Source organism: Mycobacterium sp. 3519A (assembly GCF_900240945.1).
Classification (GTDB): domain Bacteria; phylum Actinomycetota; class Actinomycetes; order Mycobacteriales; family Mycobacteriaceae; genus Mycobacterium.
In genome coordinates, this window is sequence record NZ_OESG01000014.1 from 1,465,560 (window position 1) to 1,486,025 (window position 20,466).

General features: G+C 66.9%; 23 protein-coding genes. 13 read left to right on the forward strand and 10 right to left on the reverse strand.

Annotated features, from left to right (window positions below; translation table 11 throughout):
• Positions 1-111: 111 nt before the first annotated feature.
• From C1A30_RS28085 to egtE, 9 genes are all read left to right on the forward strand, one after another.
• Complete coding sequence (locus C1A30_RS28085) at positions 112-390, forward strand: hypothetical protein (protein ID WP_101951532.1); 279 nt, start codon at positions 112-114, stop codon at positions 388-390.
• 44 nt (positions 391-434) lie between these two features.
• On the forward strand, positions 435-839 hold the full coding sequence (locus C1A30_RS28090) for a hypothetical protein (protein WP_101951533.1): 405 nt from the start codon (positions 435-437) through the stop codon (positions 837-839).
• Between the two features lie 81 nt (positions 840-920).
• Entirely contained in the window at positions 921-1,349 is a 429-nt protein-coding gene (locus tag C1A30_RS28095; RefSeq protein WP_200828446.1) for an organic hydroperoxide resistance protein, read from the forward strand.
• A 4-nt stretch (positions 1,350-1,353) separates the two neighbouring features.
• Complete coding sequence (locus C1A30_RS28100; protein ID WP_101951535.1) at positions 1,354-1,995, forward strand: sensor domain-containing protein; 642 nt, start codon at positions 1,354-1,356, stop codon at positions 1,993-1,995.
• 125 nt (positions 1,996-2,120) lie between these two features.
• The gene (gene egtA, locus C1A30_RS28105; RefSeq protein WP_101951536.1) at positions 2,121-3,407 is read left to right on the forward strand and encodes an ergothioneine biosynthesis glutamate--cysteine ligase EgtA; all 1,287 of its coding nucleotides are present in this window, start codon (positions 2,121-2,123) and stop codon (positions 3,405-3,407) included.
• On the forward strand, positions 3,404-4,690 hold the full coding sequence (gene egtB / locus C1A30_RS28110; protein WP_101951537.1) for an ergothioneine biosynthesis protein EgtB: 1,287 nt from the start codon (positions 3,404-3,406) through the stop codon (positions 4,688-4,690). The genes egtA and egtB overlap by 4 nt, the downstream gene beginning before the upstream one ends.
• Positions 4,690-5,394, forward strand: a complete 705-nt coding sequence (egtC, locus tag C1A30_RS28115; RefSeq protein WP_101951538.1) for an ergothioneine biosynthesis protein EgtC — start codon at positions 4,690-4,692, stop codon at positions 5,392-5,394. The genes egtB and egtC overlap by 1 nt, the downstream gene beginning before the upstream one ends.
• Positions 5,391-6,356, forward strand: coding sequence for an L-histidine N(alpha)-methyltransferase (egtD, locus tag C1A30_RS28120; RefSeq protein ID WP_101951539.1), 966 nt, complete (start codon positions 5,391-5,393; stop codon positions 6,354-6,356). Before egtC ends, egtD begins: the two co-directional genes overlap by 4 nt.
• Positions 6,353-7,477 carry an ergothioneine biosynthesis PLP-dependent enzyme EgtE gene (gene egtE / locus C1A30_RS28125; RefSeq protein ID WP_101951540.1) on the forward strand — a complete coding sequence of 375 codons (1,125 nt, stop codon included), beginning with the start codon at positions 6,353-6,355 and terminating at the stop codon, positions 7,475-7,477. Before egtD ends, egtE begins: the two co-directional genes overlap by 4 nt.
• Here the strand turns inward: egtE and C1A30_RS28130 are convergent, their stop codons facing one another.
• Complete coding sequence (locus tag C1A30_RS28130) at positions 7,478-8,158, reverse strand: class I SAM-dependent methyltransferase (RefSeq protein WP_101951541.1); 681 nt, start codon at positions 8,156-8,158, stop codon at positions 7,478-7,480.
• 10 nt (positions 8,159-8,168) lie between these two features.
• Positions 8,169-9,647 (reverse strand): glutamate--cysteine ligase, encoded by a 1,479-nt coding sequence (locus C1A30_RS28135; protein WP_101951542.1) that lies wholly within the window; start codon positions 9,645-9,647, stop codon positions 8,169-8,171.
• A gap of 80 nt (positions 9,648-9,727) precedes the next feature.
• On the opposite strand from C1A30_RS28135, the gene C1A30_RS28140 reads away from it, so the two are divergent.
• A complete protein-coding gene (locus tag C1A30_RS28140; RefSeq protein WP_101951543.1) occupies positions 9,728-10,528 on the forward strand; it encodes an MBL fold metallo-hydrolase in 801 nt (266 codons plus the stop codon).
• Here the strand turns inward: C1A30_RS28140 and C1A30_RS28145 are convergent.
• Positions 10,518-11,288 carry a class I SAM-dependent methyltransferase gene (locus C1A30_RS28145; protein ID WP_200828551.1) on the reverse strand — a complete coding sequence of 257 codons (771 nt, stop codon included), beginning with the start codon at positions 11,286-11,288 and terminating at the stop codon, positions 10,518-10,520. The genes C1A30_RS28140 and C1A30_RS28145 overlap by 11 nt on opposite strands.
• Before the next feature lie 8 nt (positions 11,289-11,296).
• Here C1A30_RS28145 and glpK point away from each other — a divergent pair, with 8 nt between their 5' ends.
• Positions 11,297-12,844 carry a glycerol kinase GlpK gene (glpK, locus tag C1A30_RS28150; RefSeq protein WP_200828552.1) on the forward strand — a complete coding sequence of 516 codons (1,548 nt, stop codon included), beginning with the start codon at positions 11,297-11,299 and terminating at the stop codon, positions 12,842-12,844.
• 4 nt (positions 12,845-12,848) lie between these two features.
• On the opposite strand, the gene C1A30_RS28155 is transcribed toward glpK, so the two are convergent.
• The 5 genes from C1A30_RS28155 to C1A30_RS28175 form a co-directional block, all read right to left on the reverse strand.
• Positions 12,849-13,073, reverse strand: coding sequence for a hypothetical protein (locus C1A30_RS28155; RefSeq protein WP_200828447.1), 225 nt, complete (start codon positions 13,071-13,073; stop codon positions 12,849-12,851).
• A gap of 152 nt (positions 13,074-13,225) precedes the next feature.
• Positions 13,226-14,098 (reverse strand): oxidoreductase, encoded by an 873-nt coding sequence (locus C1A30_RS28160; RefSeq protein WP_101951545.1) that lies wholly within the window; start codon positions 14,096-14,098, stop codon positions 13,226-13,228.
• 54 nt (positions 14,099-14,152) lie between these two features.
• Positions 14,153-14,884, reverse strand: a complete 732-nt coding sequence (locus C1A30_RS28165) for a PadR family transcriptional regulator (RefSeq protein WP_101951546.1) — start codon at positions 14,882-14,884, stop codon at positions 14,153-14,155.
• 139 nt (positions 14,885-15,023) lie between these two features.
• A complete protein-coding gene (locus tag C1A30_RS28170) occupies positions 15,024-15,398 on the reverse strand; it encodes a hypothetical protein (RefSeq protein ID WP_235010236.1) in 375 nt (124 codons plus the stop codon).
• Positions 15,399-15,493: 95 nt separating this feature from the next.
• On the reverse strand, positions 15,494-16,021 hold the full coding sequence (locus C1A30_RS28175) for a PadR family transcriptional regulator (RefSeq protein WP_200828448.1): 528 nt from the start codon (positions 16,019-16,021) through the stop codon (positions 15,494-15,496).
• A 56-nt stretch (positions 16,022-16,077) separates the two neighbouring features.
• On the opposite strand from C1A30_RS28175, the gene C1A30_RS28180 reads away from it, so the two are divergent.
• Both C1A30_RS28180 and C1A30_RS28185 read left to right on the forward strand, forming a co-directional pair.
• Positions 16,078-17,409: a carotenoid oxygenase family protein gene (locus C1A30_RS28180; protein WP_101951548.1), complete on the forward strand. Its 1,332-nt coding sequence runs from the start codon at positions 16,078-16,080 to the stop codon at positions 17,407-17,409.
• Between the two features lie 66 nt (positions 17,410-17,475).
• Entirely contained in the window at positions 17,476-18,654 is a 1,179-nt protein-coding gene (locus C1A30_RS28185) for a cation:proton antiporter (protein ID WP_101951549.1), read from the forward strand.
• 208 nt (positions 18,655-18,862) lie between these two features.
• Here the strand turns inward: C1A30_RS28185 and C1A30_RS28190 are convergent, their stop codons facing one another.
• Together C1A30_RS28190 and C1A30_RS28195 are read right to left on the reverse strand one after the other, a co-directional pair.
• Complete coding sequence (locus tag C1A30_RS28190; protein WP_101951550.1) at positions 18,863-19,822, reverse strand: AraC family transcriptional regulator; 960 nt, start codon at positions 19,820-19,822, stop codon at positions 18,863-18,865.
• A 9-nt stretch (positions 19,823-19,831) separates the two neighbouring features.
• Positions 19,832-20,464 carry a TetR/AcrR family transcriptional regulator gene (locus C1A30_RS28195; RefSeq protein ID WP_101951551.1) on the reverse strand — a complete coding sequence of 211 codons (633 nt, stop codon included), beginning with the start codon at positions 20,462-20,464 and terminating at the stop codon, positions 19,832-19,834.
• Positions 20,465-20,466: the final 2 nt, after the last annotated feature.

Consider the following 20,466-nt stretch of genomic DNA (forward strand, 5'->3'; position numbering starts at 1 on the left):
CTCAATCCGCGTTGTCGCTGTGTTACCCACCACTGGGAAGGGTCAATCATTTCTGGGACAGAACCGGCCCGTTGATGCTTGCCCCAGCCTGACTGCGGGTATCCGCCCGTCATGGTCGCGCCACAGGTCAGAACCGAGATCGAGCGCGCCGCGTTGCGCGCCGCCGGACTGCAACGGCTGGCTGACGAGGTTTCGGCGCCGAGCGCCTCCGACGAGGAGATCTGCGAGGCGCGCCGCAGGGCCGAGGACGCCCGCATACGAGCCAGGCAGGCGGCGTTGAGGGCGGCGGTGAGCCTCGAGAGATCAGCCCGCCTGCGCCAGCGAGTCGCCAGATTGGGGATCGAGGAGGACGGAGGGTCCGCGGCTGGAGCGTTCACAGCTGATTCATAAGTTATTCATGACAGACGCATCGACGACGCTTGCATTCTCTAAGCATGAGCGAAACAACCCCCTCCGCTGAACCGGAAACCGGCCCGCTGACCACCACGCCGCCTGCCGCGTCACCGACCGTCGTCGCCGAGCCGCGCCGCCACGGCAGACTCACTGCGGTGGCTGCGTGGGTGGGAATCGTCGCGGGTGTCGTGTTCATCGTCGCCGTGATCTTCTTCTCGGGCTTCTTCCTCGGCGCGCATACCGGCGGCGGCCATCGCGGCTGGCACCACGGCGGCGACCGCCACCACGAGTTCGGTCTCATGCACCGGGGCCCGATGATGTTCCCGATGGGCCCGCCGCGCGGTGACTTCGACCGCCCCTTCCCGCCGGGCGGACCGAATTTCCAGGGCCCGCAGGGACCTCAGCAGCCCGGCGGCCCGACCACGACGGCACCCAGACCGTCCTAGCGACCGCACCCCAAGGCGTCCCGGTCTGACCCTCGACCGGGGCGCCTTGCCGTCTCCGGACGGGCTGGCATGATCATCCGCATGAGCATCGAAGTCGTTTTCACCGCAGAGTCCACGGCAACCGGCGGCGGCCGGGACGGCCACGTGAAGTCTTCGGACGGCAGGATCGACCTCGACACCCGCCCACCGAAAGAGGCGGGTGGCAACGGCGAGGGCACCAACCCGGAACAGCTTTTCTCGGCCGGCTACGCGGCCTGTTTCCTCGGCGCGCTTCGGCTGGTGGCCCGCAATAACAAGATCGACCTCGACGATGCGAGCGGCATCACCGCACAGGTCGGGTTCGGTAAGGACCCCGCAGGCGGATTCGGCATCAACGCGAACCTGATCGGCTATCTGCCCGGGCTCGAGCAGAGCGTCGCCGACGATCTGATGAACCAGGCGCACCAGGTGTGCCCGTACTCCAAGGCCACCCGCGGCAACATCGACGTCACGCTGTCGGCGAAGGTCTGAGCCCGTGCGGACCGCCGCAATTATCGGCGTCGGTCTGGCCGTTGGTCTGTCAGTCGCGGCGCCGGCGCAAGCCCGACCTTCCGACCCCGGCGTGGTGAACTACGCCGTGCTTGGCAAGGGCTCGGTCAGCAATATCGTCGGCGCGCCAATGCGATTCGCGTGGACGTACACCGACCCGGTCCAGTCGTATTACGTCGACAACCCGGTATGCAACAACTGGGCCGACATCGGCCTGCCCGAGGTGTTCCTCGACCCGGATCTCGCGTCGTTCAACGGAGCGGTCGCGCAGACGGCCGACAACGATCAGAGCCACTTCGCCAAACAGGCGGTCGGTGTGTTCGCCACCGCCGACGCAGCCGATCGGGCGTTTCACCGGGTGGTCGACCGGACCGTGGGCTGCAGCGGGCAGACCACCGCGATGCATCTGGACAACTTCACGACCCAGGTGTGGAGCTTCTCCGGTGGGCCCGCCAGCGCGACCGACGCCGACTGGGTGAAGCAGGAGGCCGGCAGCGACCGCCGCTGTTTCACCACCACCCGCAAGCGGGAGAACGTTCTTCTTCAAGCGAAAGTCTGTCAATCCGGCAACGCCGGACCCGCCGTGAATGTGCTGGCAGGGGCGATGCAGAACACGCTGGGGCAGTAGCGAGCAACGAATCGCAAGCTCACGTCACGAAGCCGTCACTCAAAAAGCACGAGACTTTGTCGGTCGGCTCTGGAAGATGGACGAAAGGGCCGCGATCATTCCCTACCCGGAAGGGGCCGGAAGACATGACCTCCGCCATCTCGTCCGATGTGGACGACGCCCACCCACGGCAAGCCGATGCAGACGAACTGACCAGCGCGGAGACCGCCGCCGCCTACATCAGTGAGACGTCCCTCGCCGACGGCGAGGTCGGCCGGGTCGGCCTCGAGGTCGAGGCGCACTGTTTCGACCTCGCCGATCCGATGCGTCGCCCGGACTGGGCCGAACTGACCGACGTGATAGCGCAGGTGCCGCCGTTGCCGGGCGCCAGCACCATCACCGTCGAACCCGGCGGCGCGGTCGAATTGTCCGGGCCGCCCACCGACGACCTGATGGCGGCCATCACGGCGATGACCGCCGACCGGGCGACGCTGCGGTCGGCGTTCGCGCAAGCGGGGCTGGGACTGGTGCTGCTGGGCGCCGATCCGCTGCGACCGGCGAAACGGGTCAACCCCGGCGACCGGTACCTCGCCATGGAGCAGTTCTTCAACGCCAGCCAGACCGGCGAGGCAGGCGCGGCGATGATGACGTCGACGGCGTCCATTCAGGTCAACCTCGAAGCCGGGCCCCGTGACGGATGGGCCGACCGGGTCCGGTTGGCGCACGCCCTCGGCCCCACGATGATCGCGATCGCCGCCAACTCGCCGCTACTCGGCGGCCAGTTCTCCGGTTGGCAGTCGACGCGCCAACGGGTGTGGAGCCAACTGGATTCGGCGCGCTGCGGCCCGGTTCTCGGCGTCAACGGCGACGATCCCGCCGGCGAGTGGGCCGGATATGCGTTGAAGGCCCCGGTGATGCTGGTGCCCGGCCCCGAGGCGATTCCGGTGACCCAGTGGGTGCCGTTCGCGGACTGGGCCGACGGCAGGGTGCTGCTCGGCGACCGCAGGCCGACGCTCGCCGATCTCGACTACCACCTGACCACGCTGTTCCCGCCCGTGCGGCCCCGCCGCTGGCTGGAGATCCGCTATCTCGACAGCCTGCCGGACACGCTGTGGCCCGCGGTGGTGTTCACGCTTGCCACCCTGCTGGACGATCCGGCGGCCGCCGACGCCGCCGCCGAGGCCACCGAATGGGTGGCGACGGCATGGGACCGCGCGGCCCAGATCGGGCTCGGTGATCGACGACTGCACGAAGCCGCGAACCGCTGCGTGCAGATAGCCGCGGAACGCGCGCCTGCCGAACTCGTGGAATCGATGCAGCAACTGGTGCGTTCAGTCGAAGTAGGACGCTGTCCGGCCGACGACTTCTCCGATCGGGCAGTCAAATACGGGATCGAAACGGCGATCACCCAACTGGCGCAAGGGGAAACGTGACCGCACGCGAAACGCTCGCCCGTGAGCTGACAACGGCCAGGGACCGCACGCTGCGGTTGGTCGATTTCGACGACGCCGAACTGCACCGCCAATTTAACCCGTTGATGAGCCCGCTGGTGTGGGATCTCGCGCACATCGGTTGGCAGGAAGAACTGTGGTTGCTGCGCGGCAACAACCCGGACCGGCCCGGCATGCTCGAGCCACGCGTTGAGCGCTGCTACGACGCGTTCCGCAACCCTCGCGCCAGCCGGATCGACCTGCCGCTGCTGCCGCCGTCGGACGCCCGCGCCTACTGCAACACGGTCCGCAACAAAGTGCTCGACACGTTGGACGCGCTGCCCGCCGACGACCCGGGCTTCAACTTCGGCCTGGTGATCAGCCACGAGAACCAGCACGACGAAACCATGCTGCAGGCGCTGAACCTGCGAACCGGCGCACCGCTGCTGGGTCGCGGATCCGCGTTGCCGCACGGCCGCGCCGGTCTCGCAGGCGAATCGGCGTTGGTGCCCGGCGGTGAGTTCGTGCTCGGCGTGGATGCGGTGAGCGAACCGCATTCGCTGGACAACGAACGTGAACCGCACGTGGTCGACTTGCCGGCGTTCCGCATCGGGCGGGTGCCGGTCACCAACGGCGAGTGGCGGCACTTCGTCGACGACGGCGGCTACGGACAGCAGCGGTGGTGGTCTGAGCGCGGGTGGACGCACCGGCAGGAGGCGGGCCTGACCGCACCGCAGTTCTGGAACCCCGACGGCACCCGCACCCGATTCGGTCACGTCGAAGAGATCCCCGCCGACGAGCCCGTCCAGCACATCACCTACTTCGAAGCCGAAGCCTACGCCGCCTGGGCTGGCGCGCGGTTGCCCACCGAGATGGAATGGGAGAAGGCGGCCGCCTGGGATCCGACGGCCGGAAAACGTCGCCGATTCCCATGGGGCGCAACCGAACCCACACCGCACCTGGCCAACCTCGGCGGCGACGCGTTGCGGCCCGCACCGGTCGGGGCCTATCCGGCAGGGGCGTCCGCGTACGGCGCCGAACAGATGCTCGGCGACGTGTGGGAATGGACGTCGTCACCGCTGCGGCCATGGCCGGGTTTCACCCCGATGCTCTACGAGCAGTATTCGCAACCGTTCTTCGAAGGCTCCGGGGCCGGCGACTACAAGGTGTTGCGCGGGGGATCGTGGGCCGTCGCGCCCGGCATCATGCGGCCGAGCTTCCGCAACTGGGATCACCCGTTCCGGCGGCAGATCTTCTCGGGCGTGCGGCTGGCCTGGGACGCTTGATGTGCCGTCATCTGGGCTGGCTCGGTGAACCGCGATCCATCGCGTCGCTGGTGCTCGAACCGCCGTCGGGGCTGCTGGTTCAGTCGTACGCGCCGCGGCGGCAGAAGCACGGCCTGATGAACGCCGACGGGTGGGGCGTCGGCTTCTTCTCGCCTAGTGTGCCTACCGGCACGCCCTGCCGGTGGCGCAGTGCCGCACCGCTGTGGGGTGATGCCTCGTTCGCATCCGTCGCGCCCGCGTTGGTCAGCGAATGCGTTGTGGCCGCGGTACGTTCGGCCAGCATCGGCATGCCGATCGAACCGTCGGCGGCGGCGCCGTTCAGCGACGGCCAGTGGCTGCTGTCGCACAACGGGCTGGTGGACCGCGGCGTGCTGCCGTTGTCCCGGCAGGCGGAGTCCACCGTCGACAGCGCCCTGCTGGCCGCGCTGATCTTCGACCGCGGCCTCGATGCGCTCGGTGACACCATCGTCGAGGTGGCAGCCGCCGACCCCAACGCCCGACTGAACATCTTGGCCGCCAACGGATCTCAACTTCGGGCCACCACGTGGGGCGACACCCTGTCGGTGTTGCGCCAAGCCGACGGTGTGGTGCTGGCCAGCGAACCGTACGACGACAACCCCGACTGGCAGGAGATTCCAGACCGCCACCTCGTGGTGGTCGACGGCACTGCAGTCGACCTGATCCCGCTGAAAGGATCCCCATGACCATCTCGCTGTCCAACTACCTGGCCGCAGACTCCGCAGCGCGGGCGCTGCGGCAAGACGTCCGCGACGGGTTGACGAAGACGCCGAAATCGTTGCCGCCCAAATGGTTCTACGATTCCGTCGGCAGCGACTTGTTCGACCTGATCACCCGGCTACCCGAGTACTACCCGACGCGCGCGGAGGCGCAGATCCTGCGAACCGCATCGACCGAGATCGCCGACGCATCGGGCGCCGACACCCTGGTCGAACTGGGCAGCGGCACATCGGAGAAAACCAGGCTGCTGCTGAACGCGTTGCACGAGCGCGGATCCCTGCGCAGATTCATCCCTTTCGACGTCGACGCGGGAGTCCTCACCGCGGCGGGTTCCGCGATCCAACGCGAGTATCCCGGCGTCGAAATCGAGGCCGTATGCGGCGATTTCGAAGAACATCTCGGCAAGATCCCGCGCGTCGGCCGCCGGTTGGTGGTGTTCCTCGGTTCGACCATCGGCAACCTGACGCGCGGCCCGCGATCCCAGTTCCTGTCCACGCTGTCGGAGACATTGCAGCCGGGTGACAGCCTGCTGCTGGGCACCGACCTCGTAAAGGACGTCGACAGGCTGGTCCGCGCGTACGACGACAGCGCCGGGGTCACCGCGAAGTTCAACCGCAATGTGCTGGCCGTCGTCAACCGGGAACTGCACGCCGACTTCGACCTTGACGCGTTCGAGCACGTGGCCAAGTGGAACGCCGAGGAAGAGCGCATCGAAATGTGGCTGCGCGCCGCCACCGCGCAGCGAGTGCGCATCGCGGACCTGGACCTGACCGTGGACTTCGCCGCGCGGGAGGAGATGCTCACCGAGGTGTCGTGCAAGTTCCGACCCGAGGGTGTCGAATCCGAACTGGCCGCCGCGGGCCTGCGCAGAACCCACTGGTGGACCGATCCGGCGGGCGACTTCGGGCTGTCGCTGTCGACCAGATGACCCTCGCCGATCAGTGGCGGACGGCCAGGCCGAAGGTCGCCGGACTGCACCTCGACAGCGGCGCGTGCTCCCGGCAGAGTCTCGCGGTGATCGATGCGGCCACACAGCACGCCAGACATGAAGCGGAGGTGGGCGGGTACGTCGCCGCCGAGGCAGCGGCGCCGGTGCTCGACGCGGGCCGCGCGGCCATCGGCGCACTGACCGCTATGCGCGCCGCCGACGTGGTGTTCACCAGCGGTGCCAACAGTGCGTTGGATCTGCTGCTCAGCAGTTGGCCGGGCGAGCGCACGCTGGCCTGCCTGCCCGGCGAGTACGGCCCGAACCTTGCCGTGATGGCCGCCAACGGGTTTGACGTCACCGCGCTGCCCGCCGACGAACTCGGCAGGCTCGCCGTCGACGACGCCGCCCGGCAGTTGGCGGACAACCCGCCTGCGTTGGTGCATCTGACACCGCTGGCCAGCCACCGCGGCCTGGCTCAACCGCTGGCGCGGATGGCCGACGTGTGCCGCGACCTGGGTGTGCCGCTGGTCGTCGACGCCGCGCAGGCGTTCGGGCATCTCGACTGTGCGGTGGGCGCAACGGCTGTCTACAGCTCATCGCGCAAGTGGATCGCAGGCCCGCGCGGCGTCGGAATGCTTGCCGTCGCACCGGAACTGGCTCAGCGGCTGCGGCCGCGGCTGCCACCGCCGGAGTGGAACCTGCCGATACCGGTGCTGCAGCGCCTCGACCACGCTGAGACGAATGTCGCTGCGCGCATTGGCTATTCGGTGGCGCTGGGTGAACACCTTGCCATCGGGCCACAGCGCATCCGCGATGAGTTGGCGCGCGTCGGCCGGATGACGCGCACCGTGCTGGCCGACGTCAAAGGCTGGCGGGTGGTCGAGCCGGTCGACGAGCCCACCGCGATCACCACGTTGGCGCCCTGCGACGGCGCCGATCCGCAGCGGGTGCGGTCGTGGCTGATCGCAGAGCGGGCGATCGTCACCACCAACGCGGAAGTGCAGCGCGCGCCGTTCGAGATGACGGCACCGGTGCTGCGGGTGTCCCCGCACGTCGACGCCACCGCCGAGGATCTCGAGCAATTCGCCGAGGCGCTGGCCGCGGCCACCGCGCAGGTGTGACTAATCGCCCTTGTGGGCGGTCAACAAGAACGCGGGGAACTTGATCCGGCCCTTGTCGTCGGTCGGGTGGACCGGCATCTCGAAAGGCGCGTCGGGCACCTCGATCGCATTGGCGTGAATGGCGGCCCGCCGGATGTCGTCGATCTGCCAGTATTGCGAAACCGCCTCGCGCAGTTCGTCTTCGTCGACCTCGTGCGGCTTCGGTTCCATCTCGGTGGGGAACGCGCCCTTGGCGAACACCAGGATGAAGAAGGAGGCGCCGGGGGCGGCGGCCTTGTGCACCGAACGCAGGTAACCTTCGCGGCCCTCGACCGGCAGTGAGTGGAACAGCGTGCTGTCGATGACCGTGTTGAAGCGGCCGTCGAATCCGGTGAAATCGGTGATATCGGCCTGCACGAACGTCGCACTGATCAGCCCCCGCTCCTGCGCGGCGGCGGTGGCGGCGGCGATCGCGGTCGGGCTGAGGTCGACGCCCACCACCGTGTAACCGTCGGCGGCCAAGGCCAGTGACAACTCCGCGTGCCCACAGCCGGCGTCGAGCACATCGCTGCGGAACTTGCCCTCGCGGTGCAGCGCGGCCAATTCGGGCTGTGGCTCACCGATGTTCCACGGCGGCGGCCCCGTGAACGCTCCCTCCTGCCGATACACGCCGTCCCAATCCATCACGTCGTCAGAAGTCATGGCGACCAATCTAGTCGGGGCCATCCCAGGTGTGGACCGGCTCGTTGCTGTGCATCCGCTCGCAGTACAGCCGCAGCATCTCGGCCAGCGCCTTGGGGCGCGTCATCCCCCGTTCCTGCAACGCGTGCACGGTGGACACCTGCCAGACCGCGCCGTTGCGACCGGTTTTGGCGCGGCCCTCGATGACCCCGAGATAGCGATCGCGCACATCGCCGGACACCTCCCAGCGTCGCAGGCCCTCATCTGCCATCGGTAAGAGTTTGCGCAACACCAACTCGTCGGGCGTGACCTCACCCAAGCCGGGCCAATACAGCCTGGCCTCCATGCCGTGCTGTGCGGCGGCGACGAAATTATGGTGTGCCGCAGCGAAACTCATCTTCGTCCACAGCGGCCGGTCTTCTTCGGACAGCGTCCGCAGCATGCCGTAGTAGAACGCCGCGCTCGCCATCATGTCCACCACGGTCGGCCCTGCGGGCAGCACGCGATTCTCCACCCGCAGATGCGGCTTGCCGTCCACCACGTCGTACACCGGCCGGTTCCACCGCCAGACCGTGCCGTTGTGCAACCTCAGCTCGGCCAGTTGCGGTGTGCGGCCCTCGGCGAGCACGGCGACCGGATCCTCGTCCGACAGTTCGGGAAGCAGCGACGGGAAGTACCGGACGTTCTCCTCGAACAGGTCGAAGATCGACGTGATCCACCGCTCGCCGAACCAGACCCGCGGGCGCACGCCCTGTGACTTCAGTTCGTCCGGCCGGGTGTCGGTGGCCTGCGTGAACAGCTCGATTCGGGTTTCCGGCCACAGTTGGTGACCAAAGAAGTACGGCGAGTTGGCGCCGAGCGCCAGTTGCGGGCCCGCCAGCACCTGAGCCGCGTTCCAGTTGTCGGCGAAATCGGCGGGGGAGACCTGCAGATGCAGTTGCATGCTGGTGCACGCCGATTCGGGGGCGATCGACGCCAGTTGCAGGCTCAGCCGCTCCGGGCCCTCGATGTCGATCAGAATGTCCTCGCCGCGGGCGGTGAAGATGGAGTTCTCCAGCGCCTGATAACGGGTCGACTCGCTCATCCAGCCGCCCGCCAGATGTTCGGGCATCAGCGTGGGCAGGATCCCGATCATCACGATGTGCGCGCCGTTGGAGTTCGCCTTCGCCTCGGCGGCGTTCAGGCTGGCCCGCACATCGGATTCCAATTCGAGCGCGGCGCGACCGGGCAGTCGTCGCGGCGGCACGTTGAATTCGATGTTGTAGGCGCCCAATTCGGTCTGATAGGCCGGGTCGGCGATCGACGCGAGTACCTCCTGATTGCTCATCGCCGGCTGGTACTCGGCGTCGACGAGGTTGCACTCGATCTCCATACCGGTCAGCGGCCGGTCGAATTCGAAGCTGGACTGGGCCAGCATCGTCTCGAACACGTCGAGGCACAGCTGCACCTTGCGCCGGTACTCCCGCCGCTGTGCGCGAGAAAAGTCGGTCTGCTTCACCTCTTCGCCCACAACGCCGATGGTTCAGCGTTGGTGACGACCGCGCAAGCAAATCGCCGCATAAACCCGCAACTGCCGGGTAGTCCGTCGCGATGGACATCACGGTGACCTTCATCGGCAACGCCACCACGCTCATCTCGGTCCCCGGCATCAACCTGCTGACCGACCCGAACTTCCTGCACCGGGGCCAGCACGCTTACCTGGGTTACGGGTTGGTCTCCAAGCGGCGCCACGGACCGGCCATGGACATCGGTGACCTGCCCGTGCTGGACGGGGTTGTGCTCTCACACATGCACGGCGACCATTGGGACCGGGTGTCGCAGCGTCGCCTGGACCACGCGCTGCCCATCTTGACGACTCCGCACGCGGCCAAGCGGCTGGCACGCCGCGGCTTCGGCCGCCCGCTCGGGTTGGCCACGTGGCAGAGCCACGAGATCGTGAAGGGCAGAACCAGCGTCACCGTCACGGCGCTGCCGGGCAGACACGCGCCGACCCCGGTGGACAGGCTGCTGCCGCCAGTGATGGGCAGCATGCTGGAATTCGCCGACGGTTCGGCGCGACGGCGCATCTACGTCTCCGGCGACACCCTGTTGGTCGACGAATTACGGGAAATCCCAGTGCGTTTCGAATCGATAGACGTTGGTGTACTGCACCTCGGTGGCACCCGGCTGCCGTTCGGGAAACATCTGCCGTTCGGTCTCACGGTCACCATGGACGGTCGACAGGGAGCGGACCTGGTCGAACTGCTCGCCGTGCCGAGGATGATCCCGGTGCACTTCGACGACTACGGCGTCTTCGCATCGCCGCTGTCGGACTTCACCGACGAGATGAAGCGACGCGGGTTGGCCGACCGCGTCATCGAACTCGAGCGCGGATCTTCGGTCACGATCTAGTGGCCACCGCGACCTGCGGGCTCATCAGGCCGCCGCGCAGTTGCACCTCGATGGCCGGGTCGGCGTGTGCGGCCAATGCGCGCAGCGCAGACGGGCTGTAGCAGCGCAGCGAGCTGATGACGCCGTCGTGCAAAAACGGCACCAGCGGCGCCAGCGGAAGCATGGTCGCCAACCGGATCAGGTGCAGCGGCGCCGGCGGCCGCGGCAGGTCGATGATCACCAGTTTGTCGGCCACCCGCGTGCCTTCGGCGAACACCCGCGAGGCCGCCGCGGGCGCCAGATGATGGAACGAGAACGCGAACACCGCCAGGTCGAACTGCCGGTCTGCGGCATCGATGGCGGTCGCGTCCATCTCCCGCACGACAGCCCTGGGATGATCGCCGAGGTCGCCAGCCTCGATCGCCGCGACCGACTGCTTCTCCACATCGGTGACGGTCAGCTGCGCCGTCGGGTGCCAGTCGAGCAGTTTGCGGGACAGTCCACCGTGGCCGGAGCCCAGCTCCAGGATCTTCGGGTCGGGCACGTCGGCCACCTCGTCGAGCACGATCTTCGCGAACCTGTCGGTGTTGCCGAAGAATTCGCCCGTCCACTCCAGCGCGCGGATCACACTGCGCTTACGTGCGGCGTCCGCAGGGAGATCGGAGTCGCGGTCGAGATATTCTCCGACGTTCGTCTGCAGCAGCCGGTCGAGGCAGGAGGCGTCCGGGCCGCCCCTGGGCATGCGGTCAATGTCCAATGTCTGCGAAGCCACGTAGACCATGATGGTCGATTGGAGCAGCCGGAGAAGGGAGCGCATGGGTGGCGGAGTTCGTAGCGGCCATTGACCAGGGCACGACCAGCACGCGGTGCATGATCTTCGACCACGACGGCGCCGAGGTCGGCCGCCATCAACTCGAACACGAGCAGATTCTGCCCAAGGCCGGCTGGGTCGAGCACAACCCGGTGGAGATCTGGGAGCGGACCGCGTCGGTGATCCAGTCGGCGCTGAACAAGACGAAGCTGTCGACGACCGATCTGGCCGCCCTCGGCATCACCAACCAGCGGGAGACCGCGCTGGTGTGGAATCGGCGCACCGGGCGCCCGTACTACAACGCGATCGTCTGGCAGGACACCCGCACCGATCGCATCGCCTCCGCACTGGACCGCGACGGCCGCGGCGACGTCATCCGACGTAAGGCGGGCCTGCCCCCCGCCACATACTTCTCGGCGGGCAAAGTGCAGTGGATCCTGGAGAACGTCGACGGTGTGCGTGCCGACGCGGAAAAAGGCGACGCGCTGTTCGGCACGCCCGACAGCTGGGTGCTGTGGAACCTCACCGGAGGGCCTCGCGGCGGCGTGCATGTCACCGACGTGACGAACGCCAGCCGGACCATGCTGATGAATCTGGAGACCCTCGACTGGGACGACGAACTGTTGTCGTTCTTCGGGATTCCGCGTCAGATGCTGCCGGAGATCAAGGCGTCGTCGTTCCCCGAGTCGTACGGGATCACCCGCGATGACGGGGCGGTGTCGGGGCAGGTGCCGATCACCGGAATCCTCGGCGACCAGCAGGCCGCGATGGTCGGCCAAGTATGCCTGGACGCCGGTGAAGCCAAGAACACTTACGGCACAGGCAATTTCCTGTTGCTCAACACCGGCGAGAAGATGGTGCGGTCCGAGAACGGTCTGCTGACCACGGTCTGCTACCAGTTCGCTGACGCCAAACCCGTTTACGCTCTGGAGGGTTCGATCGCGGTCACGGGTTCGGCGGTGCAGTGGCTGCGCGACCAGTTGGGCATCATCAGCGGTGCTGCGCAGAGTGAGGCGCTGGCCCGTCAGGTCGAGGACAACGGCGGGGTGTACTTCGTGCCCGCGTTCTCCGGACTGTTCGCACCGTATTGGCGGTCGGATGCCCGCGGCGCGATCGTCGGGCTGTCGCGTTTCAACACGAACGCCCACCTGGCACGAGCGACACTGGAGGCTATTTGCTACCAGAGCCGCGACGTCGTCGATGCAATGGAAGCGGATTCCGGTGTGCACCTTGAGGTTTTGAAGGTGGACGGCGGAATCACCGCCAACGATCTGTGCATGCAGATCCAGGCCGACGTGCTCGGGGTCGACGTGGTCAAACCTGTCGTCGCCGAGACGACTGCGCTTGGCGCAGCCTATGCCGCGGGCCTCGCCGTCGGATTCTGGGAGAACACAGAGGATCTGCGGGCCAACTGGCAACAAGACAAGCGCTGGTCACCCGCGTGGAGCGAGGACCAGCGCTCGACCGGTTACGCCGGTTGGCAGAAGGCCGTCCAGCGCACACTGGACTGGGTGGACGTGGACTGAATCGCTAGATGCAGGCGCCGAAAACGCAGACGCCGCCCCACGGTTCCCAACCGCCGTTCCAGCCGCCAGGTACCGGATCGCCGCGCCAACCGCGGTCGTCCCAGCCGTGTCCCCAACCATGGCCGCCATGCCACCCGTGTCCGTTGCCGTACCACGGTCCCGGGTCGGCGCTCGCGACGCCTGCGCCGAGGCCGAGTGCGCCTGCGGCGAGGCCTCCGGCGATTGCCATTGTTGCGAAAAACTTTGCGGGTTTCATTGTTGAGCAACTCCTTCCGCGGTCTCTATCGCTAGATTAGTTAGCTAGCTTAAATATACCTTGTTGCCCATTGTCAGACAAAGGGATTCAGCGTCGCGCAGTGGTTGGGTATTCCCTCGGGTGAGCTACGCCGCATCGTCGAGTTGGGTCCTGGTGTCGTCATCCAATTCGATTTCGGCGACCGCCGTGTTCTCTTCGAGATGCCCCACCGACGACGTGCCGGGGATCAGCAACACATTGGGCGCCACCGAAAGAGTCCATGCCAGCGCGATCTGGGCAGGGGTGCGGCCCAGCTTGGCCGCCTCACTCTGAACGGCGGGATGACCCAGCACCGGATTGTCGGCAGCAAAGGCGGACCCGAGCGGGAAGAACGGCACGAAGGCGATGCCGCGTTCCAGGCACGCGTCGAGGACAGACTGTGACGTCCGGTCGATCAGGTTGTAGGCGTTCTGAACGCAGACGATCTCGGTGCGTTCCAGCGCAATCTGCAAGTGCTCGAGGCTGACACTGCTCAACCCGATTCCATCGATCAGCCCGTCGTCGCGGGCCTGGATCATCGCGGTCAACTGGGCGTCGAACAGCTCGCGGTCGACCGGGCCGATCGAGCCGGCATCGCCGGCGTGGATGCGCAGATTCACCGCGGCGAGGCGGTCGGCACCCAGGGTGCGCAGATTCTGCTCGATGTCTGCGCGCAACTCGTCGGGCTGCTGCGCGGGCAGCCACGCGCCGGTATCGTCTCGGCGCGCACCGACTTTGCTGACCAGTGCGAGATCGGCGGGGTAGGGGTGCAGCGCCTCGCGAATCAGTTGGTTGGCCACATCGGGACCGTAGAACTGCGCGGTGTCGATGTGGTTGATACCCAACTCGATTGCCCTTCGCAGTACGGCCAGCGCCTGGTCGTGGTCGCGCGGCGGTCCGAACACACCGGGACCGGGTAGCTGCATGGCGCCGAAGCCGACGCGGCCAACTGTGTACGAGCCAATCGAGTAGGTGTCCATATGTGAATTGTGTGCGTCGAGGAGCGCTCACCGCTCCCCGACGCGCGCAAACCGCTAATCCTCGCCGAGGATGCCGTAGATCTCGCGGCGGGCGTTGTTGAGGATGTCGACGATCCGCTGTTGCTGCTCGTCGGTCGCGGTGTGCGCCGCCTGCGCGGCGGCACCCATCAGCTGACCGATGGCGGCGCGAAGGTTGAGATGGCCGGGTGCTTCGTCCTTCCAGCCCTCGGTGATCTCGTCCCACGGTGCCGTCTCGATCTTCTCGACCGCGCTGCGCCCGTCGTCGGTGAGCTCGAAAAGCTTTTTGCTGCCTTCGGTTTCGGTGCCGACGATCAGGCCCTCGTCGACCAGTAGCTGCAGCGTCGGATAGACCGAACCGGGGCTGGGCCGCCACAGGTTCTGGCTACGCTCGGCGATCTCCTGGATCATCTCGTAGCCGTGCATCGGCCGTTCGGCGAGCAGCTTCAGGATCGCGGAGCGCACATCGCCGCGCTTCCCGCGACCGCGGCCGCCGCGGCCACGTCCACGCGGACCGCCGGGGCCACCGAAGCCGAAGCCGAAGCCACCGCGGGGGTCGAAGCCAAACTCGAAGCCGCGGCCAGGGCCGAAGCCGGGGCTGAAGCCGGGTCCGCCGTCGTGTTCACGGAGATGGTCGCGCAGGTTCTCGCGGAGATGGTCGCGGAGTTCGCGACGGGCCTGCCGCCGCTGTTGATGGAAGGCGCGCCGATCGTCGGGGCCGAAGCCGAACCCGAAGGGGCTGGGCGGCGGGGTGAAGGGGTTGGTCATGGATTGGTTCCTCACGTTCGGGGAAGGAAGCGCCGGATGCGCTTCCGATACGTTGACGATATATCGGAACCTATCGCGATGCAACGACAAAAGGGCGCGGTGGTCATGACCTGTGCCACGACCACCGCGCCCGGGAGGGTCAGTACACGGGGTTGAAGAAGTCGACGCCGCCGATCGGGCATTCGACCTTCGCCTTCCAGGTGGTCCCGGTCTGGACGCCCGGAAACCACAGGTTGTAGGACTGGTTGGCCTGCAGATAGAACGGCACCTTGTAGACCGGCAACGGCTTCACGGTGTCCCATCCGAACCACGGTTCGGCGCTGTAGAAGCACAGGCCTTGGCTTCCGGTCGAGTTGACCCTGACCGTGACGCCCAGCGCGTCACTGGCCGTGTCCAGCGTGGACGCCGCCTGCGCGGTGCCCGCTCCGAATGCCAGCGCCGGCGCCGCGACAGCGGCTGCGACCGCGCCGACCGCGGCGATGACCGACTTCTTGCGATTGATCTTCTTCGTCATGTCCTGCTCCTTTTCACGTGGTCGCGACTCCAGTTGAGCCGCTCTCATCGGTTAGGAGCACCGAGCGTTGTGTGCTCTGACACTTTTCGGGAGAACTATTTCTCTGCGTCCTCGTCGATGGCCTTGGCCAGCCAATTCGCCCACTCCGCAGCCATCGCGTTCTTGCGCAGACCCCACTCCAGCGCGGCCCGGCCGTAGAACGACCCGGCGTCGGCGGTCCAGTCGATCGAGTCGCGCAGTGCCTCGAGGCGTTTCACTTCGGACTCGGCATGCTCTGCCATCGCGACCACATGCTTGCGGGCCTGTTCGCGGGGCACTTCCCCCAGCAGGAAGACCCGCAACAGGCCGGCGTCGCGAAACGGCGGGTCGTCCTGCGCGTCGGCCACCCAGCGCCGCAGTTCGGCGCGGCCGGCATCGGTGATGCGGTACTCCTTGCGGCCGCGCGGGCCGATGTTGGAAACCTCGATCAGCCCGGCGTCGGCGAGTTTGTTCAGCTCGCCGTACAACTGGCTCTGGGTGGCAGGCCACACGTTGGCCATCGATTTCTCGAAGTGCTTGAGCAGGTCGTAGCCGCTGGCGGGCGCCTGAGCCAGCAGGCCCAACGCTGCGATACGCAAACTCACCAACAGATCGTACCTCCACTATTGACATGTCACTACAGACATGTCAGATTTGACCTATGACGGACACCTCTTCGACCCTGTTCGGCACAGGTGAGTTCTTTCAGCGCGACAACTACGCACCGGTCACCGATGAACTAACCGAATCCGATCTGCCTGTCGAGGGCGCCATCCCCGCCGAACTCGACGGCTGGTATCTGCGCAACGGGCCCAACCCGCGGCAGGCGACGGCGCACTGGTTCACCGGCGACGGCATGATCCACGGCGTGCGCATCGAGGGCGGGCGCGCGGCCTGGTACCGCAACCGCTGGGTGCGCACCGACAGCTTCGTCGAGGACTTCCCGCTCTACAACGCCGACGGCACTCGCAACCTGCGGGCCAGCGTCGCCAACACCCACGTCGTCAACCACGCGGGTAAAACGCTCGCGCTGGTCGAATCGTCGCTGCCGTACCAGATCTCCAACGACCTGGAGACGTTGGGCGCCTACGACTTTGGCGGCAAACTGGTCGATTCGATGACCGCGCATCCGAAGATCTGCCCGACCACCGGCGAGCTGCACTTCTTCGGATACGGCAACATCTTCGCGCCGCACGTCACCTACCATCGGGCGGACGCCAACGGCGAGTTGACGATCAACCGGCCGCTGGACGTGCCCGCGCTGACGATGATGCACGACTTCGCGCTGACCGCCGAGCATGTCGTCTTCATGGACCTGCCGGTGGTGTTCAACCTCGATATCGCGCTCAAGGGCGAAGGCGACATGCCGTACCGGTGGAACGACGACTACGGCGCCCGACTCGGAGTGCTGCGGCGCGACGACCCGTTCGGCGAGGTGCGCTGGTTCGCGATCGACCCGTGCTACGTCTTCCATGTGGCCAACGCCTACGATGACGGCAATTCCGTTGTGCTGCAGGCAGTTCGATACCCCGAACTGTGGCGCGACAACGGTGGGTTCGACGCCGACGGGGTGCTGTGGAGTTGGACGATCGACCTGAGCAGCGGCGCGGTGTCCGAACGCCAACTCGACGACCGCGCGGTCGAATTCCCCCGCGTCGACGACAGGCTGGCCACGCTGCCCGCCCGCTACGCGGTGTCCGTCGGTGACGGCCGCCTGATCCGCTACGACCTGACGTCCGGTGACGCCGTCGAGCACGCGTTCGGCACCGAGCAGTCGCCGGGTGGGCCGGGGGAGGCGGTGTTCGTGCCGTCGACGTCAGGACCCGCGGATGAGAGCAGCGGCTGGTACCTGGGCTACGTCTACGACCCGGCCCGCGACGGCAGCGACCTGGTGATCATCGACGCGTCGGACTTCGCAGGCCCGCCCGTTGCCAGAATCAAACTGCCCCAGCGAGTTCCATACGGCTTCCACGGAAATTGGATAGCAGACTGAGTAACGTGTGCGGCCATGGCCGTGAAGAACACCGATATCCCTTGCTGTTTGGCGTCGTGGCAGTAGATGTCCGCGTTCGGGTTCCAGACGCTGACGCTGATCGCGGTCGTCGGCATGACAGGCCCACTGCTGGCCTCGCTGCGGCGGTTCGGCATCCCGGTGATCATCGGCGAACTGGTCGCCGGTCTGGTCGTCGGCCGAACCGGCTTCGGGCTCGTCGATCACGCCGATGCGACGTTCACCCTGCTCGCCAACATCGGCTTCGCGCTGGTGATGTTCGTCGTCGGCACCCATGTCCCGGCGCGCGACGAGACACTGCGGTCCCAGATTCCCCGGGCGCTGCTTCGAGCGGTGGCTGTCGGCGCGGTGGCCGCCCTCCTCGGTGTGGTGTTGGCGCGGGTATTCGGCACCGGCCACGCGGCGGTTTATGCGGTGCTGATGGCGTCCTCGTCGGCGGCGCTGGCGCTACCGGTGATCGACTCGCTACGGCTAACTGGCCCGCCGGTGCTGTCGGTGACCACACAGATCGCGATCGCCGATGCGGCGTCAATTGTATTGCTGCCCTTGGTGATCAATCCCGCACAAACAGCGCGGGCCGCGCTCGGTGCGCTCGCGATCGCCTGCTGCGCCGCGGTGCTGTTCGTCGTGTTACGGATGGCCAACCGCCGTGGCTGGCGCAGACAGCTACATCACTGGTCGCATAAGCGCAGGCTGGCGCTGGAGCTTCGGCTCAGCCTGATCCTGCTGTTCGGTCTCTGCGCACTGGCGATGACGTCTCGGGTGTCGATCATGCTGGCGGGTTTCGCACTGGGGCTGGTGGTCTCGGCGGTCGGCACACCACGTCGGCTCGCACGCCAACTGTTCGGCATCACCGAAGGATTCTTCAGTCCGCTGTTCTTCGTCTGGCTCGGCGCCTCGCTGCAGGTGCGTGAACTCGGTGAGCACCCTTGGCTGATCCTGCTCGGCCTGAGCCTCGGTGCCGGTGCGCTGATCGCCCACGCAGTGGGCGTGCTCTTCGGTCAGCCGGTGACGCTCGCCGTGTTGTCGGCCGCCCAACTGGGGGTACCGGTTGCCGCTGCGACGCTTGGCACCGAACAGCATCTGCTGGGACCCGGTGAGCCGTCGGCGCTGATGCTCGGCGCGCTTGTCACCGTGGCGGCCACGTCACTGGCGGGCGCAGTGGCCGCACACCGTCAACACGCCGACGAGTCGAAGGCAGCACCTCAGCTGGAGAGGCCCGAGTAGCCCGCGTGGTCGGTACTTGAGCTGTTACCTGAAAAACGAAAAGAGCACCGTAAAACGAAAACAAGGTGTTTACTGAATGTCGCGTCGCCCTGGTCCTGGACTACTACCAAGTCCTCCCTTGCACCGGCGCTGTGGCGGCCTATCGGAGGCACCTTATGGGGGTTCAGTTGCAGCGGGTTCCGGATTCAGGGCGCGCCCGACCTCGGGCTCAGAGCGCCGATGAGCCCAATGCCTCGCCCGGATAATCCGCACGGTAGGTGTTCGGGCTGACAGCGTAGGCCCGCTTGAAGGCGCTGCTCAGCGCGAACGGCGTGCTGTAGCCGACCCGCTTGGCGACCGCCGCAATGGTGAGTTCACTGGACCGCAGCAGGTCAGCAGCCAGCGCCAACCGCCAGTTGGTCAGAAAAGCGATCGGTGGTTCGCCGACCTGCTCGGTGAACCTGCCGGCGAAGGCCGCACGCGAGCTGCCAACGGCCGCAGCAAGATTCGCCACGGTCCACGGATGAGCCGGATTGTTGTAGATCAGCTTCAACGCAGGCCCGACAACCGGGTCGTATTCGGCGTACCACCACGGTGGCGCGTTGTCGTCGCGGTCGAACCATGTGCGGACCACCCCGATCAACAACAGATCCAGCAAGCGATCGAGATACGCCTCCTGCCCTGGACCTTCGCCGGTCGCTTCGGCGGCGAGCAGTTCCACCAACGGCGTTTTCCATTCGTCGGCGCGCAGCACCAGCACGGGGGGAAGCGCGTCGAGCAGGCGGGCGCTCACCTCGCTGCGGCCCTCATACGCGCCGATTACCGAGCGCGTCGCGCCCGATGCGCTGTTGCCCCAGGTGCGAAGGCCAAGCGACATCTCGAATCTCAGATCCTCACCCGAGCGTGTGGTGCAGCGCTGGCCCGGGTGGATGACGACCAGCGGCGCCGTCGTCGGATGATCGGCGAACACATATCGTTCGGTGCCTCGGGTCAGCGCGACGTCACCGGGGCCCAGCCAGGCTGTCCCGCTGGCCTCGCCGACGAGCGCCGCGCGGCCGTGGGTCTGGCAGATGACAGTCAGCGGCGCTTCATCTTCGATGCTCATCGACCATGGCGGATCCATCATCATCCGCAGGACGAATGCGCCCCGCGCCCGCACCCCGTCGAGCAGGCCGACCACGGCGTCCACGCCGGGAGCCTAACGTTCCTCGGGCCGGTACGCGGCGAGAAAGACCTGCACCGCCCTGCGGACGTGGCTGTCGACGTCGACGGAAGCCAGCACCTGCGGTCCGCCGCAGAACAGCGCCTGATCGATACACCGGCCGACCACCAGGAACGCGAAATGCTCTGCCGCGCAGTCGGGTTCAACAACGCGCAGCAACCCGCGCCGGTGCAGGGCGGCGAAGCAGTCGGCGAATGCGGCCAGCGCTCTGGCCGGCGCCTGGTCGTAGTACAGCCGGGCCAGGTCGGGAACCCGATTGGCCTCTCCGACAACCAGTCGGCGCAACTGGACCACCGGCTCCTGCAGCACTGCACGCAGATAATCTGCCGCCAGCGCGGTCATATCGGCCTCGAGGTCGGTGGTGTCGCCGAGTCCTCGGATTCTTTCCAGGACCGGCGTGACCGTGCTCTGCAGCGCGCCGTCCACGATGGCCAGTAGCAGTTCGTGCTTGTCGCCGAAATGCTTGTACACGGTCTGCTTGGACACCTCGGCCCCCGCCGCGATCTGGTCGACGCTGGTGCCCTGATAACCGTTGCTCAGAAACAAGTCCCGGCCCGCCGAGAGGATGGTCTGGCGCTTCTGCGCCGAGCGTCCTAGCGGCTGCACCATGT